The sequence below is a fragment of the Reinekea sp. genome, from assembly GCF_982785585.1.
Window position 1 is genome coordinate 1 of the sequence record NZ_CEYAVF010000049.1, and the last position, 13,835, is coordinate 13,835.

Here is a 13,835-nt window from a genome sequence, read left to right on the forward strand (position 1 = left end):
AGACTTCATAATCATGATGAAGTCAGAACTCTTAAGCGACAACTGAATCCATGTGGATAAGAATGCTTAGCCAGCAGTGGTCAATTCAAGAATCGATGACTCAGACCCTCTTTCATCCTTATGGGTGGCCCTTCTGATTCTTATTGGGACAGTCAGCATTCACTTTTGCGATAGTATCAAAGGAATAGACGCACGCAATAGGTTCGTGAAAAGACCTTAGTTCTGAAAATACGAAGGTGTGGTCAATGCCGCCTGCGATACTCAATTGCATATGAGTTTGTTTTAAATATTTTTTGACGCGTCTTTGATCTAGGAAATTAAAAGGGGTGTGTTCGACGCTCTCTATTGTGCCTGTCGGAATATATTCTCGGTCTATGGGTAGGTATGATTTTGCATGATTCATACATTCATGATTTAAGATTGTTCCCGAGCTGTGTCCATTGTAATCCCCCACCTTAAACTAATAACAGTCATAAGGATAAATCAGGCCTGGTCAATGGACTTCATGGGCGACTCGTTGAAAGACGGTCGTTCGGTCCGGACGTTCAATCTAATCGATGACTGTAATCGGGAATGCTTAACGATCGGCATGGATTTTTCGCTACCGACTCAGCGCGTGATTCGCTCATTGGAAAGAATCATTGAGCGGCGCGGAAAACCCAGTGCACGTCGTTGTAACAATGGACCAGAATATATTAGTCAGGATCTTATTGAGTGGGCGAACCAGGAGCAAATTAGATTGCGTTTCATCCCGCCTGGCAAGTCAACTTAAAATACTTACGTTGAACGATTTAACCGCACTGCAAGGAAAGAGTGGTTGGAGCTGAATATCTTTGAGGACATCGAACAGGCTCAGTTATTGGCAACCCAATGGCAATGGACTTACAATAATGAGCGACCATATTCTTCGATTGGCGGGCTTCCACCAAGACCACTACTGTGATTGATAACCTCTCTATTTTTAGCGGAGCTTTTAAAGGTGGGGATTACAATGGATCAGGACTTCTTAAGCCCGAACGGCAACCATTCGCTGTTATTTTTAGCGGAGCGGAGACAGGTATCAATGAACTGCATTCCCTGAAGTCCCTCATCAATCCCGGGCAGCATCGCACCGTCGTTTTTGCCCTCGATCAGGTCAGCGGCTTCGGTGTAAATATTCGCAAAACATTCCAGATAACCTTCTGGGTGGCCAGGTGGAATGCGGGTCCACAACTGAGAACCATCACCAAATCCTGCTCCACCGCGCGTCAGGATGCGCTTGGCTTCACCGTGAACAGTCAGCGACATCACATTCGGGTTCTCCTGAGACCATTCCAGCCCGCCCTTTTCGCCATAGACCCGTAGGCACATTCGGTTTTCATTTCCAATAGCAATTTGCGACGCCCAGAGCATAGCTTTAGCACCGCCTTGCATCCGCAACAATATATGTGCGTTGTCATCCACTTGACGGCCTGTGCCAAAGCTATGCAAGTCGGCGCTCAGGGCCTCAGTTTTTAGCCCCGTAACAAATCCCAACAGGTTGAAAGCGTGTGTTCCAATGTCTCCAATGGCACCGCCGCCGCCCGATTTGGCCGGGTCTGTGCGCCACGCTGCTTGTTTTTGCCCTTCGTTTTCAATGCTTTTTGCCAACCAATCCTGGGCATATTCAATCTGGGCTACGCGGATCGCACCCAATTCACCATTGGCGATTATCCTTCGGGCGTGTCGGACCAACGGATAACCCGTGTAATTATGAGTTAGAACAAAATGTGCACTTGAAGATTTGATGGCCGCTGCAATCTCGTCTGCTTCTGCAAGGGTCGCGCAAAGTGGCTTATCACAGATCACGCTGATGCCAGCTCTTAGAAAAGCAATAACCGGGGCCGCGTGCATCTGGTTCGGGGTAACGATCGCAACGGCGTCGATGCCATCACTGCGATCCGCTTCGGTTTTCGCCATGACACGGAAATCCGAATAAGAACGGTCGGGTGCGATGCCCAGATCCGCGGCACTTTCTGCTGCTGTATCCGCGCTCGACGACAGGGCGCCCGCAACCAATTCAAAACGGCCATCGATCCGGCTGGCGATACGATGCACGCCGCCAATGAACGCACCCCGGCCGCCACCGACCATGCCAAGTTTTAGTCGTTTCATAAACCCAACATCTTCTTGATTGCACCTTCGTCGCGTGTCCCACCGGCAAAGTCATCAAAGGCTTTGTCGGTCATCTCGATCAGATGTTTCTCAATGAAAGGCGCGCCCTCTTTTGCACCTTGCGTAGGTGATTTCAGGCAACATTCCCACTCAAGGACGGCCCAACTGTCGTAACCGTACTGGGACAGCTTGGAAAAAATTGCGCCAAAATCGACCTGTCCGTCGCCAAGGCTTCGAAAACGTCCGGCTCGATCTACCCAAGGTTGATAGCCGGAATACACGCCCTGCCGGCCATCGGGGTTGAATTCAGCGTCTTTGACATGAAAAGCGCTGATCCGATCGTGATAAAGGTCGATAAAGGCAAGGTAGTCCAATTTTTGCAGCAAGAAATGACTGGGGTCATAGTTGATTCGCGCAGCCTCATGCTGACCACAAGCATCAAGAAACATTTCCCATGTTGCACCGTCAAAGACATCCTCTCCGGGGTGAAGTTCAAAAGCGATGTTTTGGCCGTGGTTCGCATAATGGTCGAGGATAGGCTGCCATCGGCGGCCAAGCTCTGCAAATGTTTCCTCGATGAGGCCTTCGGGGCGCTGGGGCCAAGGGTAAAGAAACGGAAAGGCTAAGCTGCCGGTAAAGCTGACTGTATTAGTTAGCCCTAAGCGCTCACTTGCTACTGCAGCCTTCATCAGTTGGTCGACGGCCCAAGCCTGCCGTTTCTTTGGATTGCCGCGACAATCCGCGGGCGCAAAGGCATCAAATGCAAGATCGTAGGCCGGATTCACAGCAACCAGTTGGCCCTGAAGATGCGTGCTTAACTCGGTGATTTGTACGCCTGAATCCGCGCAGGTGCCTTGCACCTCGTCGCAATAGGCGGCACTTTCTGCTGCCAGATCAAGATCGAAAAACCGCTTGTCGGAGGTTGGTATTTGAACGCCTTTGTATCCAAGTCCCGACGCCCAAGAGGTGATTTCCGCAAGCGAATTGAACGGCGCGGCATCGCCAGAGAATTGAGCCAGAAACAAGGCTGGACCTTTAATTTTAGCTGCCATCACATGATCTCGCTGTGCATTTTTAGATACCGAATATTCACTGGGCTGGCCAAAAGCCGGTCCACTTGCGAAAACAATGCCGTAAGATGGGGCATATCCATATGAGCATCGAGATCCTGTTGGCTGCGCCAATTTTCATAGAAGACAAAAACACACGGATCGGTTGCATCGACATGGAAGTCATAATTGATACAGCCAGTTTCTTGGCGCGTCGGGCCCACTTGTGCGGACAGAAGTTTTTGCAGCTCTACTCGAGTTTCAGGTTTTGCGGTAACTGTGCCTATGATTGTCACATGGTTCATTGCTCACGCCCTTTTTTGGCTAAGTGCGACCGCAAGGATAATGATTCCTCCTCGCGCGATCAGTTGTTGACTGAATTCCAGCCCCATCAAGATTAACCCGTTGTTGATCAGACCAATCATCATTGCGCCAACGAGGGTGCCAATTACCGTGCCCTTACCGCCGAATAGAGACGTACCACCCAGCACTGCTGCGGCGATGACGGAAAGCTCATCGCCTTCGCCTAGCTGGAAACGGCCCGATTGCAGGCGACCCGCATAAAACATCCCCGCCAAAGCTGCAGCAGTAGATGAGATGACCAAAACCCGAAACTTGATCTTGGCGGTGTTGATGCCGGAATAGCTAGCGGCTTGCTCGCCACCACCCGTGGCCAGCACCCGGCGACCAAAACCAGTTCGGCGTAAAACGACGTGACCGACTGCACCGAGAATTAGAATCCAAAACAGCAACACCGGAATAGGCCCGATGGAGCCACCGCCGAACCACCAGATATAGCCCTGCGACAAGATCGGAACAGCGGCTGTGCCTGACACCCACATGGCAAGCCCCTTGGCTATACCCATCATTGCAAGCGTCGTTAAGAACGAGGGTATGCCAATTTTCGTGGTCAACCAGCCGTTAAAGACTCCAACGGCAATACCTGTTGCAAGACCTGCAATAATCCCCGCAAATGGCCCAGCGAAGGAAACCGCCAATGCAACGGTCACACTGGCAAGGCCAGCGACAGCACCGACAGAGAGGTCAATTTCACCCGCTGACAATACGAATGTCATTGCGATCGCCATCACGGCGATCATCGCCGTCTGTCGGACAATGTTGAGCAGATTATTGGGGTTCAGAAACCCTCTATCATTCAGAGTCAGAGCGAATATTAGAAAAATCGCAATAAAGCCAATATATATAATATTTTGGCGCCAATCCCTCAGAAACGCGTGAAGCACACCAGGGAGTTGATTTGTGTCAGTATTGGGCATGGGAATCCTTTTGCCCTGCAGCGAGGGCTTCTTGAATAGAGATTTGTAGCCGCTGTTCGGCGGCCTGTAGGCGGTGTGCAATGTCGGTATTTTCCTCAGCTGGGTCGTCCAACGCGGCGCGCGGGAAGTCGGCATAGGTCCGTCCGTCCGCCATGACAACAATGCGGTCGCAGGCAGTCAGAAGTTCCGACAACTCGGAGGAAATCATCAGAATGGCTTTGCCACTCGCAGCCAGATCCCGCACCAGTTTGATGATTTCGGATTTCGAACCAATGTCGATTCCAGCTGTTGGTTCGTCAAGCACCAGTACGTCCGGGTCAACCGCCAACCATTTGCCGATGACCACCTTTTGCTGGTTGCCACCTGAAAGCGTACTAACAGCATGATCACGGCTTGCTGTTTTAATAGAAAGTCGCTCGATTTGGGCATCTGTAACTGCGCGTGCTTTGGCGGCGTTGACGAAGCCGGCACTTGTAAGGTTGTCCAGCCCAGCAAGTATTACATTGTCGGTTACGGAATGGGATGCGATGATGCCCTGCGTCGCCCGGGCTTCAGGTACAAGGACCACTCCCGCCGCGATGGCGTCACCGGGTCGGCGGAAGTTAACAGCACGGTCGTTGACGAGAATTTCGCCAGAAGCCACTGGGTCAATCCCAGCGATGAGTTTTGCGAGCGACGTACGGCCCGACCCAAGTAAGCCGGCCAACCCGACGACCTCGCCTTTGTGGATCGAAAGCGAGATATTATTCGGTTTGTTGCGCCCCGACACGTCTCGCAACTCCAGCCCGATATCGCCGCGGATAGCTTCACTTCGCACCACATCAGCAAGGCCGAGGGACCGCTTGCCAACGATATGTTCGATCATCGTATCTATGGGCAGATCGCCGATATCTGCTGTGATAACATGTTTACCATCGCGTAGTATCGTAGCTCGATCAGCAATGCGGGCGATTTCGTCCATACGGTGGCTTACGTATATTATCGCGACGCCCTGCTTCTTTAGTTTGCGCAAAAAAGTAAACAGCCGATCAACATCAGAAACCGCCAGGGCAGTGGATGGTTCATCAAGTACGAGAATGCGGGCGTTTTGAGAAATAGCCTTGACAATTTCCGTCAGTTGTTTTTGCCCCGCACCAAGATCACCAACGATGGCACTCGGATCGACATCCACTTCAAGCATTGCAAAGAGTTTGGCGGCATCGCGCTCCGCCTCACTATCGTCAATTAACCCACCCGACTTCGCTTCACGTGTCAAATAAACGTTTTGAGCAACGGTCAGCGTCGGGATCAGACTCATTTCTTGATAATTCATCGCGATACCGGCGGCACGTGACGCCTCGGGTGAGTGAGTTGTTAGCGGTACGCCCGCCACTTCGATGTAACCCGCGGACGGCGCATGCACGCCGTTGAGCACCTTCAAGATCGTTGACTTTCCGGCGCCGTTGCCGCCCAAAAGCGCATGAATTTCGCCGGCCAATACTTCAAAGCCGACGTTATCCAAGGCTTGGACGCCGCCAAATTTTTTGGAAATACCCTTCATACGGACCGCGACAGTTGACACTATATGTTTTCCCATAAGCCAGTCTTACCTGAACGGATCAAGGCCTCAGCCACTTGTTCGGTTAACAGCGCTTCTTCAAAGTTTGGTGATGGCTGAGTGCCATCCATGATAGCTTTGCAGAAATCATAACATTCGATGATCTTGGTCTCACTGTAACCTATTCCCAGCGCAGGGATTGGCCAAAGGCCTTCACCATACGGGTGGGCAGGTCCGGTATAGATAGTACGGAAGCCGCGCGCATCACCCGGATCATCTGCGAACATGACCTGTAATTCATCTCGTCGCTCGTAGTTAAACAAAATCGAGCCTTTCGTACCATGAATTTCCAGCGTGATGAAGTTGTTGCGACCCCACGCATTGCGACTGGCCTCTATACTACCAACAGCGCCTGATTTGAAGCGCACCATCGATATGACTTCATCATCGACATCCACTTCGGCTCGCTCAGCATCTGAAGATTTTTCGGATGCACCGAGTTTGTCGACACCGCCTTGCTGTATGGGACGGGTTTTGATGTAGGTCGAAGTGATCGCTTGCACGTTGTCGATGGGACCAACAAGATGGTGAGCCAAGTCAATAACATGGGTGCCGATATCTCCGATAGCGCCAGACCCTGCGATTTTTTTCTGAAAACGCCAGGATAGTGGACCATCGGGATCTGCGGACCAATCTTGCAGATAGGTGCCGCGGAAGTTGATGACATCGCCGATTCTGCCTTCATCAATGAATTTCTTGGCAAGAGCAACGGCGGGTGTGCGGCGATAGTTGAAGGCGACCATTGTAGTGCCATTTGAGGCCCGCGCGGCTTCCGCCATTGCAATAGATTCCTCAAGCGTACTGGCAAGCGGCTTTTCGCAAATTACGTGTTTGCCTGCTTTTAACGCTTCGATCGCGATTTCAGCGTGGGCGTCGTTCGGGGTGCAGATGTCGACGATGTCGATGTCTGAACGGTTGACGATCGCCTTCCAGTCAGTTGAGGCTTCGTCGAATCCGAACCGATCGCGCGCCTCTTGAGCCGCCAGGTCTGTTAGATCAACCACTACTTTGCGGTGAGGGATTGCGGGGGCTGGCCAAAAAAACATCGGCATAGCTGCATAGGCCATGGCGTGAGCCTTACCCATAAAACCACCACCAATTAGTGCTACGTTCAGTGTCTTAGTCATCGGAATGCTCCGTCAATAAAAAGTTTAAGATGGCCCTATGGCGGGAGAGCTACCGTAGGGCCGGTTCCTAGTCAGTTAGTCCATACTGTCTAGGATATTTTGCGTTGGCGCGGCGCGGTAAACTGTCTCCCAAGCCTCAAGCAAATTGTCTTTGTTGACCGGAAGTGCCGGAAGCGCGACAAACGCAGGAGCTTCTTTGCCCAACAGGCCGTATCCAGCAAGCATCGCTTCAGCTATACCTTGGTCAAAGGGACGTTGTGCACCCAGACCCTTAATGAAGCCGCCCTGCGCCATGTTGATCGCAACGTTTTCACCAAGGTCAATGGTGGTGATAACCAGATCGTCACGACCAGCAACACGCGCCGCCGAGATAACGCCTTCAGCCGGAACATCCCACACTGCCCAAATACCGTCGAGGTCATAATGCGAAATCAGCATAGCAGAGGCCGCTTTTTCGCCGTCGCCAGAGAAATCCGGTCCGCCGATACCTTGCTCTGCTACAATCTCAATGTTCGGGTAGTCCTCAGTGATTGTGGTTTTGAAAGCGTCATAGCGTTGACGTGTGACAAAGAAATCGGCGGCATGGAAAACCAGGCCAATCTGACCTCCATCTTCACCCAACGCTGCTGCCATTAAGTGAGCTGCAGCTACACCGTTGCCATAGTTGTCAGCTGAAACCACAGAAACGTAATCCACACCAGCTGTCATGCCCGGAGGAGTGTTCTCCATAAATACGATCTTCACACCAGCCGCCGCAGCCGCCATATAGGCAGCAGCTGTTGCCGATGGGTCTGTTGGGACAGAAACGATGATGTCGGGCTTCCGGGCCATTATTGTTTCAATATCTGCGACCTGCTTTTCCGGTTTAAAACCGGCGTCAGTAACAGCGATCACTTCGATTCCCAATTCACCGAACTGGAACTTGAGGCCTTCGATTTGTGCACGTGACCAGTCATTGCCGGCATAGTGCATCACGATGGCTGCTGTCGCGTTCATCGCCTTGATCTGATCGATTTCTGCAGCGCTCAGCTTCAAGTCGGTTGCAGGGCTCGGTTCTTCTCCGCTTGGGCCTTTGGACAGGACTGTTTCCTGCAGTGCGGCCAAAGCAGCGGATGGATCTGCTACAGCTGGTGCAGCGGATAGAGTCAGCGCCAGTGCGGCGGCGGCGGCGGCGGAACCCAAAATATTTCTACGTGCAATCATAATACTTCCTCTCAGCAGGTTGGGGCGAACCCCGGTTGGTTTTGGTCAGTTAGACTCGGTTTAAATAGTCAATACTGGCACGTGCGCCAGCAGCGGGGTCGTCCCAAGAATCTAGTTCAGTGCACACCCAGCCTGCGAAATTCGTTTCGCGCAAAGCGGCAATGATCCCGTCCATCGGCACATCACCGCGATCAAGCGGTGTGAATGCAAAGGGCTCTTTTTGAAACCCCTTGAGGTGAACATAGGAAATACGGTCAGCATGTTCCCGGATCATCTGCGCCGGATCACCACCAGCCGCAGCAAGATGTGCTGTGTCAGGGCAAAAATCAATTGACGTCAGACCGAAGATGCGACGCACCTCTTCGGGGCCCTCGACAATCGTAGACAGATGCGGGTGGTAATGAGCGGTAAGATTGCGATCCTCAGCCAATGACTTTACTCGATCAAGAGCTGCGCCCAATTTGTCATAGTCAGTATCGCGAACACCATCAAAACGCTTAGCGCCTCCACCGACCACCAAATGCGGGGCATCTAGTTCTGCAGCGCGATCAGCGGCGCGTGTAATGCGTGCTAATTCCTCCGGCAAGATGTCATCAAAAATAAAGTTAGCACCGGAATACGCTGCAACCAATGCCAGACCGTTATTCTTGAGCATGGTGCGAAAATCGGTGACACCGTAATCCAGCAGATTGCCGTCAAACAATTCAACACCAGTATATCCAGCGGCTGCGATTTCTGCGCAGGCCCGGTCCATATCTCCAAATGTACGATAACTGAGTTGCGTGATTGAGGTCACGCCCTCTGCATTCCCGCCAAGATTACCCCAGCAATTAGCTTGATACGCCAGCTTCCAGTCACTCATGTCGCACTACTCCATCGGTTGATAAAACCACCTTAAGCCGCATTTAGGCTGTAGTCAATATTTTTTATGCACAAGATTGCATTCTTTTGCTTTTTTAAGACATTAGTACAAGAACATTTTTTCCTCTGGATACACAAGCTTTAAAAAATCATCGATAGTCCAAAAACGAAGCATAAAACCCTGCATTCAACCCATATATCCGAACATTTTGCTATCAGATGGCTTTTTAGCACCCTTTTTCTAACTATTAGGCGCAACTATGATGTGAAGCTTTACAGGGTTTCTTAATGCTCGCCCCTCGCCTAAGATTATAAGCCAAACACATCACACCGAATCGAATACGATTACGAGCCAGCCCCAAGTAGCGGGCTTGGCCCATGCCATAATATGTAACTTCAGAAGCCCAAACACTCGCTCGACTGTGCAAGGTGTGCCTGAGGTCGGCCGGCATAAAAGCTGAGTAAGCCTCAGGACCTATCGTCGTTGGTCCCGAGCGGGTCTGGTTGACATGGCCCACGGCCACTGGCCAGTCGGCCGGTGCCAGAAAATAAGATCCGTGAGCAGCAGACGCGGGTGATCTTAGCGGTGGGTAATGAGCCTCAACATGCCAGTTTACCGCCCGTACGAAGCGGCATAACTATCGGTTCCTAAGGAGCTACCTTTTAATCGTGGATGACTCAGGCTGCAGCAGCTCGGCAGAAATGGCGCTTTAAACATAAACAAAGGTGGCCACGCTGCATTACGACGACGTTTGGCATGGATGTCACACAGTAGGTGTTCTATAACTTGCCAATCGATCATCTCATTTACATCATCCGATTTAGTCAGTGCTTCACGCCCAGACGTCAGGCTATTAGCTACACTCAGCTTAACTGCTTAAGGTTTTTCCATGCTATAACGTGTTCCTAGAGCGTTATTTTTGCAGGCTATTTTTACTCCAAACCGGTGATCCTTTGTACCAAAAAGACTTTAAATTGGTGTATTATTAATTATTGACGATATCGCAATGTGTCTTTGTATCTCTATATCTTTATATCTTTGTGCAAAGGTCTCTTTTCATACAAAAGAACGAACTTGTCCTGCAAATATGAGCAGAATATTGTTGTGATTATTCACCAGGGAGATACCCATTTTCGTGCACAAAGACAAATCAGCATCGAATAACCAAAGAGGAAAAGGACGGCCGCGCAACAGCGAAGTGGCTACAGCAAGCCTGGTTGCCGTGCTAAATCATGTGCGTTTGGGCCAAACTACGACCCGTCAGGATTTAGAACGCGTCAGCGAATATGGGCGCGCTATTATCGCCGACAGGCTTGCGATCCTTACAGAACTTGGTTTGGTTAATGAAAGTGAAACAGGCGTGGCCACAGGCGGTCGGGCGCCGCGCCGCGTCCAATTCACCAAGGATCGTGCGCGACTTGTTGTTGTCACACTCGACCAATCCGCCATCGGCGTCGGCCTTGCCGACCTCAGCGGTAAGCTATTGACGGAACATCACGAAGCAGCCAATATCACAGATCAGACCAAGACTGTGGCCCGTATCTACGCCTTGATTAATTGGCTAATGACGCGGCAGTCCGAAACTCCGGATTTGTGGGGGATTTCCATTTCCGTGCCCGGCCCAGTTCTCACCGACCCCAACGCCGCGTTTTTGCTCGAAACCCCCAACTTTCTTCCTAGTTGGGATAAGAGCGGTCTTGTCGAAGCACTGATGCAGCGATTTGATGCCCCTGTCTGGATGAATTCTAACGTTGATGCTATGACGATGGGGGAATTACATGGCGGCACTGGGATAGACCAACAAACCATGCTGTTTATCAAAGTCGGACAGCGAATTGGCGCCGGTCTGGTCAGTAATGGCCAACCCTACCGCGGGGCCGTTCGTGCCACTGGTCTGATTGGACAATTACCAGTGACATCTGGCGACACCACTGGAACACTCGATGCCATGGCTGGGGCGAACATGATCAAAGCGCGGGGTACCGAGGCCGCACAATCGGGGGAAAGCGCTTATCTGGCCGACTTACTTGTGCGTGGAACCGACATTACGGCGATTGAGGTTTGTCAGGCGGCACAGATGGGCGACGCCGTGAGCACAGAAATCATCGTGCAAAGCGGTCGAATCATTGGCGGTGTCGTAGCAACCCTTGCCAATATGCTGAACCCACAACTTATTGTCATCGCCGGGTCGATTGCACAGACGAATGACATCTTGCTCGCAAGCGTACGTGAAACTGTTTATGGTGCATCGCATCCGCTTGTCACACGAGATCTACGCATCCTGCGATCGCAAATGGGCAATTCCGCTGCCCTTTTGGGTGCGGCCGGCATCGCTGTTTCGGCGCTATTTGATCCGACGTTCTTGAAAGGCTGGATATTGTTGGGATCTCCAACCCGGCATCCAGACTTTTTACATGGTTTGGAAACTTTAGGCTCTATTACGCAGCAAGCCAACGACGGGGCCCAAGCCCCACCGGGCCGTTGAGGAGATTGGTATGAAAATAGTTGGACTTGGACCACACGGTGAAAGTGCTTCTCCGCCAGAGCGGGTTACCCTTTTACCACAGGACATAACTGCGGCATGTGCAAAAAAGTTACGCGTCGCCATTGTCATGCACACCTTAGAAAGCAACTGGGCCAGGCTTCTAGTGCAAGGGGTGATTGGGACATTGGGTGAATGCGGTGCGATCGTCATTGACGTTGTGGATTGCAACTTTTCTTCCGCAACGCAAATCGATGCCTTGGACCGTTTGCGTAAGGAATCGCCTGACGCTATTATTTCCCTTCCTGTCAACAATACGACCGTCACAGAGGCCCATCTTGCGATCTCAGAAGCGGGTATAAAACTCGTTTTGATTGACAATGTCCCCACTGGAATGCTTCCAGGCAAAGACTATGTCTCGCTTGTTTCAGCTGACAACTTTGGCTTGGGCAGAATTGCAGCCGAACTTCTGTCTGACCACTTACCGCAGGGCGCTGCTGCCGGGGTGCTCGCCTATGATGCAGATTTCTTTGCCACAAATGAACGTGAAATCGCTTTTAGTCGTTGGATGGAGGTCAACCGCCCTGACGTCGCGGTGAAAACAGCGAGATTTTCAACCATTGGTGACGCCGGACATGAAGCTGCCCAACTCATAAATGACCACTCGGAAATTGCAGGACTGTTCGTCGTCTGGGATAGTCCCTGCATTGACGTCGTCAGGGCAGTTTCAAAACGAAACCCGATTCCGCCCATTACAACGGTGGATCTTGGGCACGAGGTGGCAGAAAGCCTTGCAAAAGGGGGGCCTGTGATTGGGGTGGCAGGCCAGCGTCCCTTTCAGCAAGGTGAAGCCGTCGCCCGCACTACAATCACGACGTTGCTTGATCGCAATTGCCCAGATTGGGTTGCCCTGCCTGGCTTAATCGTCTCTCGATCAAATGTCATTGAAAGTTATCAGACCATCTGGCGCAAGCCTATGTCTCGCGAAATTTTGATCGAGCTCAACCTTTTAAAATCAAAATGAGTTTAGTGGTCTTTGTCCCAGAACCTGGGCCTGAGTGGAATCTTATAAGCTTGCGAATAACAAAGCACACCGGTTACTGACCGCTCAGGACCAGATCAACCTAGTTCTCCGCCCTCGTGCACTTGTTCCTCAAGTAAGCGGTTTAGGAGACCTTTCAATAATTATCGATGGAAGGGCAATTGAGCAAACCAAATTGCTGTTGGTCAATTGGGACAGCAGGCGGGCGATACAAGTGGATCATTTTATCGGTAAACAACCGAGATCCCTGCTCGCTGGTCACTGGTCGACCTAGGGCTTGTGAACCTAAACAGTAGAGGCGTCGGAAAAATATCTACACTTTCTTACCTGTCGGGCAATGGAGACGTTTGCCAACATCAACTATGATAGTAAATATGAGTACATGCCCCCCCCCGCCCCGTTTAATCGAAAAGGTTTTTGAAATTCATGTTAAGTGCAACGTCAAAGGCTTCGGTAATCGCCTTATTGAAATTATTCTGTGTCTTCTTTACTGTCGCACTCTTAGGCGCGCAGGAGAACGTTGAGCCGGTAAAATCTGCAATTAAAAAAATTGATGCAAATATCGTTTTCATGCGCCATGCCATTGCCCCGGGTTTTGGTGACCCCATAGACTTCAAGATTGGTGACTGCTCCACTCAACGCAACCTAGACCAGGCCGGCCAACTGCAGGCACAACGTATTGGTGAATACATGCTGACAAATGGCCTTGACTTTGATGAGGTATTATCGAGTGAGTGGTGCAGATGTGGTGAAACTGCAAGATTGCTGGATCTAGGGGAATGGCAAGCATTTTCGGGCCTGAACTCATTTTTTCAAAGCCATGCTGATAAACAAGAAACGCTCACAAAACTAGAGAGCTATTTAGCCGACAACAATCATGGCCTTAGCTTGTTAGTGACCCATCAAGTAGTCATACGGGCTATCACCGGCCACAGTGTCGAAAGTGGTGGCTTGGTTGCATACAACTCTACTACCGGACAGGCAGTGCCTGTTAGGGTGGACTATATTGGCAAATAAACTCAAAATTCCGGTATTAGAGAGTCTTTTTTTTCGTATCCTGTAA

At 51.0% G+C, this 13,835-nt stretch carries 12 protein-coding genes and 1 pseudogene; 4 read left to right on the forward strand and 9 right to left on the reverse strand.

Annotated features, from left to right (window positions below; all coding sequences use genetic code 11):
- Positions 1-118 precede the first annotated feature (118 nt).
- Positions 119-454 carry an aldose epimerase family protein gene (locus tag AC4FIC_RS14360; protein ID WP_227003692.1) on the reverse strand — a complete coding sequence of 112 codons (336 nt, stop codon included), beginning with the start codon at positions 452-454 and terminating at the stop codon, positions 119-121.
- 27 nt (positions 455-481) lie between these two features.
- Here AC4FIC_RS14360 and AC4FIC_RS14365 point away from each other — a divergent pair.
- Positions 482-943: pseudogene (locus AC4FIC_RS14365) on the forward strand (integrase core domain-containing protein); the annotation flags it as partial.
- Positions 944-996: 53 nt separating this feature from the next.
- Here AC4FIC_RS14365 and AC4FIC_RS14370 read toward each other — a convergent pair.
- The 8 genes from AC4FIC_RS14370 to AC4FIC_RS14405 all read right to left on the reverse strand — a co-directional run bounded on the left by AC4FIC_RS14370 (position 997) and on the right by AC4FIC_RS14405 (position 9,248).
- Positions 997-2,133 (reverse strand): Gfo/Idh/MocA family protein, encoded by a 1,137-nt coding sequence (locus AC4FIC_RS14370; protein WP_227003693.1) that lies wholly within the window; start codon positions 2,131-2,133, stop codon positions 997-999.
- Positions 2,130-3,185, reverse strand: coding sequence for a sugar phosphate isomerase/epimerase family protein (locus AC4FIC_RS14375; RefSeq protein ID WP_100258100.1), 1,056 nt, complete (start codon positions 3,183-3,185; stop codon positions 2,130-2,132). Before AC4FIC_RS14375 ends, AC4FIC_RS14370 begins: the two co-directional genes overlap by 4 nt.
- Positions 3,185-3,487, reverse strand: a complete 303-nt coding sequence (locus AC4FIC_RS14380; RefSeq protein WP_100258101.1) for a putative quinol monooxygenase — start codon at positions 3,485-3,487, stop codon at positions 3,185-3,187. Before AC4FIC_RS14380 ends, AC4FIC_RS14375 begins: the two co-directional genes overlap by 1 nt.
- Before the next feature lie 3 nt (positions 3,488-3,490).
- Positions 3,491-4,459, reverse strand: coding sequence for an ABC transporter permease (locus tag AC4FIC_RS14385; RefSeq protein ID WP_162495507.1), 969 nt, complete (start codon positions 4,457-4,459; stop codon positions 3,491-3,493).
- The gene (locus AC4FIC_RS14390) at positions 4,446-5,999 is read right to left on the reverse strand and encodes a sugar ABC transporter ATP-binding protein (protein ID WP_227003694.1); all 1,554 of its coding nucleotides are present in this window, start codon (positions 5,997-5,999) and stop codon (positions 4,446-4,448) included. Before AC4FIC_RS14390 ends, AC4FIC_RS14385 begins: the two co-directional genes overlap by 14 nt.
- A gap of 20 nt (positions 6,000-6,019) precedes the next feature.
- Complete coding sequence (locus AC4FIC_RS14395) at positions 6,020-7,183, reverse strand: levoglucosan dehydrogenase (protein ID WP_100258103.1); 1,164 nt, start codon at positions 7,181-7,183, stop codon at positions 6,020-6,022.
- A 75-nt stretch (positions 7,184-7,258) separates the two neighbouring features.
- Positions 7,259-8,386 (reverse strand): substrate-binding domain-containing protein, encoded by a 1,128-nt coding sequence (locus AC4FIC_RS14400; protein WP_100258104.1) that lies wholly within the window; start codon positions 8,384-8,386, stop codon positions 7,259-7,261.
- Positions 8,387-8,435: 49 nt separating this feature from the next.
- Positions 8,436-9,248 (reverse strand): sugar phosphate isomerase/epimerase family protein, encoded by an 813-nt coding sequence (locus AC4FIC_RS14405; RefSeq protein WP_100258105.1) that lies wholly within the window; start codon positions 9,246-9,248, stop codon positions 8,436-8,438.
- Positions 9,249-10,383: 1,135 nt separating this feature from the next.
- Between AC4FIC_RS14405 and AC4FIC_RS14410 the strand changes: the two genes are divergently transcribed.
- The 3 genes from AC4FIC_RS14410 to AC4FIC_RS14420 all read left to right on the forward strand — a co-directional run bounded on the left by AC4FIC_RS14410 (position 10,384) and on the right by AC4FIC_RS14420 (position 13,789).
- A complete protein-coding gene (locus tag AC4FIC_RS14410; RefSeq protein WP_273283792.1) occupies positions 10,384-11,733 on the forward strand; it encodes an ROK family protein in 1,350 nt (449 codons plus the stop codon).
- Positions 11,734-11,743: 10 nt separating this feature from the next.
- Positions 11,744-12,754, forward strand: a complete 1,011-nt coding sequence (locus AC4FIC_RS14415; RefSeq protein ID WP_100258107.1) for a substrate-binding domain-containing protein — start codon at positions 11,744-11,746, stop codon at positions 12,752-12,754.
- Between the two features lie 444 nt (positions 12,755-13,198).
- Positions 13,199-13,789, forward strand: a complete 591-nt coding sequence (locus AC4FIC_RS14420) for a histidine phosphatase family protein (protein ID WP_100258108.1) — start codon at positions 13,199-13,201, stop codon at positions 13,787-13,789.
- Positions 13,790-13,835 lie beyond the last annotated feature (46 nt).